This is a genomic window from Leucobacter sp. M11, from assembly GCF_035726885.1.
Classification (GTDB): Bacteria; Actinomycetota; Actinomycetes; order Actinomycetales; family Microbacteriaceae; genus JAPFRB01.
Map to the genome: position 1 here is coordinate 107,854 of NZ_JAPFRB010000002.1, position 2,664 is coordinate 110,517.

General features: G+C 72.8%; 3 protein-coding genes and 1 tRNA gene. All 4 read right to left on the reverse strand.

Translation table 11 applies throughout. The features are described 5' to 3' along the window. The coding region (locus OOT08_RS04630) for an amino acid deaminase/aldolase (protein ID WP_325091392.1) at positions 1-899 on the reverse strand (899 nt) is incomplete at its 3' end. A gap of 63 nt (positions 900-962) precedes the next feature. Beyond that, complete coding sequence (locus tag OOT08_RS04635) at positions 963-1,346, reverse strand: hypothetical protein (RefSeq protein ID WP_325091393.1); 384 nt, start codon at positions 1,344-1,346, stop codon at positions 963-965. Between the two features lie 9 nt (positions 1,347-1,355). Continuing rightward, positions 1,356-2,165, reverse strand: a complete 810-nt coding sequence (locus OOT08_RS04640) for a GNAT family N-acetyltransferase (protein WP_325091394.1) — start codon at positions 2,163-2,165, stop codon at positions 1,356-1,358. 196 nt (positions 2,166-2,361) lie between these two features. Further along, positions 2,362-2,434, reverse strand: a tRNA-Leu gene (locus OOT08_RS04645). Positions 2,435-2,664: the final 230 nt, after the last annotated feature.

Genomic DNA, 2,664 nt, shown 5'->3' on the forward strand with positions numbered 1-2,664 from the left:
CTGAAGCTGCGGTAGTGATCGAAGAGGTGCGGCCCGAAGTAGCCGCTGCCCGCGGCGATGTCGGTGATCGAGGGATCCTGGGCGGTGCGCTCGATCGAGCCGGTGCCGCCGCCGTTCACGAACTCGAGATCGGCCACCTCGCGCACCCGGGCGATGGCCTCCCCGCGCCGCACCAGCAGCTCGCGGTGCGAGGAGCGCTGCATCCACTGCTTCGTGGCCGAGTCAACGGGTTTCCCGGCGGTGTGATTGGCCACCCCGGCGATCTGCGCCTCGTAGCTCATCACCCCGACGAGGCGGAAGCCGGGCCGGGCGACCACCCGGGCGGCGAGCCGGGCGAGGGCGTCAGCCGTGCGCACGGGCGAGCGGCGCACGCCGAGGTGCCCGAGGAGGGGTGCCTGCCAGGAGGCGTCGAAGTCGAGGCAGACCCGGATCTCGCCGCGGGCCCGCACCGGGACGACGGCGTCGATGAGGTCGAGCTGAGCGGGGTCGTCGATCATGACCGCGACGCGGGCGAGGGCCCGGTCATCGGCGACGAGCGCGCGGAACGCGCCACGGTCCACGCTGGGGTAGGCGACGACGATGTCCGCGATGGTGGACGAGAGCCAGACCGCCTCGGCGAGCGAGTAGGCGAGCACCCCCTGGGTCGCGGGCAGCCTCAATAGGGCTTCGATGACCGGCCGCGAACGGATCGACTTGCTGGCGACTCGGATCGGCAGCCCGCCGCCGCGCGCGCTGAGGTCTGCGGCGTTCGCGGCGAGGGCGCCCAGCCCGAGCGTGAGCGCGGGCGCGCTGTGCGCTGCGACGGCGCGGCTCAGCGCGGGCCAGTAGGCGGCGGGCTCGGCCCAGGGGGCCGCCTCCGCCTCGGCGCGGACGGCTGGGGTGCTCAGATCAACGCTCACGATCGCATCCTCTCACGTTCTGCGGGGCCGACGCGACCGCCGAGGACGGCCGTTGCGGTCCGGCTAGGTCAGCCAGCCCAGGACGGGCAGAAACAGGGCGAGCCCCGCGCCGACGAGCCCGAGGATGCCGATGAGCTTCTGCTCGGACTTCACGATGCCGACGATGGAGCACACGATCGCGGGGATCACGGTCCAGGAGCCGAGCATCCCGAACATCCAGTTCAGGTGCCCCAGGGAGGGCAGCAGGCTCAGGAACGCCGCGATGCCGAAGGCGAAGCCGACCCAGGCGACCGGGGAGATCCGGGCGCGGGGGCCCGGAGCGGGACTCGGCTGCGGCGCGGGCATGCCCGCGGGCGGGCTCAGCGGGCCCCACTGGCTGCCGTCCCACCAGCGGGGACTGCCGGCATTGTCGTACCAACCGGGCGGGGGAAGCTGCGGATCCATCATGAGCCCAGTCTATGCAGGGAAGGCATAACTGCGGATCCGGCACTCGGGCCGGAAGCCGAGCCGAGTGTAGAGGCCGAGGCCGTCCGGCGAAGAGGTGAGCACGCAGGCCTCGGCGCCCGCGTCGTGCGCGCCCTCGATGACGCGCCGGGTCAGCCAGGAGCCGATGCCCCGGCCGCGCTCGGCCTGGGCCGTGATGACGTGCTCGACCGCGGCGGAGAGCCCCGCGATGACGAGCGCCGCGCAGCCCAGGACGCGACCGCGAGTGGCCGCATCGCTCGACCGGGCGAGGAAGTGGGTGACCGCGGGCGTCGCCTCGGCGTCCGCGGAGCCATCGAGCCCGGCGGGCCCGGCGAGGGCACGGACAATCTCGGGAAAGCGCTCGGGACTGACCGCTTCGGCCGCCCAGAACGACACCCACTCGCGGAGCTGTTCGAGGGTGCGGCAGGCCTCGATCTCGACGCCGGGCACGGCGGCGTCCTCGGGAAGCCCGCTGGCCGCGCCGGGGTCCAGCGGGAGCACGAGGAGCGGTTCTTCCTCGACGAACACGAGGCCGTTGCGCTCCAGGGCGCGCTCGACGGCGTTCCCGTCCCCGGCGTTCGGCCAGACCGACCACAGGGCCGGGGCGTGGTCCATCAGGGCGATCGAGCGCTCGACGGCATCCGGGCCGACGCGGAGCACCCGGTTCAGCTCGGGATGGGGTGCGCCGCTGCGCACCCAGGAGAGGGCGGGGCTGTCCTCCCCGTCCGAGCCGCGAACGAGGTGGGTCTGAACGTAGTGCGTCTGGGCGCGCGTCGCGGAGACGGCGATTCTCGGAACCATAGAGCGACACGCTACCCCTGATCGTGCCACAACGCGAGCCCGGATCGTTTTCGTGGCGCGTCGGCACCCCGGCGCTGCGAGTCAGCCGATTGCCGCTGCCCCCGAAGCGGCCGGTCATGACGGCGAGAAAACGGTGACTGCGGACCCACTCCGTCACGGCGACACCAGGGTTCCGGACGCTGATCAGTCGCTGTTGTACCCCCAGTCGGATTCGAACCGACACTGAAACGATTTTAAGTCGTCTGCCTCTGCCGTTGGGCTATGGGGGCCCGGGCACAGTCTACAAGCCCGCCGAATCGCTGTGCGCGATCCGACGGGCTTGGCTGCGGCTTCCGGGTGCGGCAGTGGCTAGCGCAGCCGCCGGAGGCGCTGGCGCTGGCCGAGCACGGTCGCGCCGCCGCCGAGGAGGAGCGCGCCCAGTCCGAGCAGCAGCGGCCACGCGCTCGCCTCGCCGCCCGTCTCGCTCAGTGGGTCACGCGGCTCGGTGCCCGGCTCGCCG

Bases quoted from the DNA above. Each gene is read 5' to 3' on its own strand.
- OOT08_RS04640 (WP_325091394.1), bottom strand. From the start codon at position 2,165: ATGGTTCCGAGAATCGCCGTCTCCGCGACGCGCGCCCAGACGCACTAC.
- OOT08_RS04635 (WP_325091393.1), bottom strand. From the start codon at position 1,346: ATGATGGATCCGCAGCTTCCCCCGCCCGGTTGGTACGACAATGCCGGC.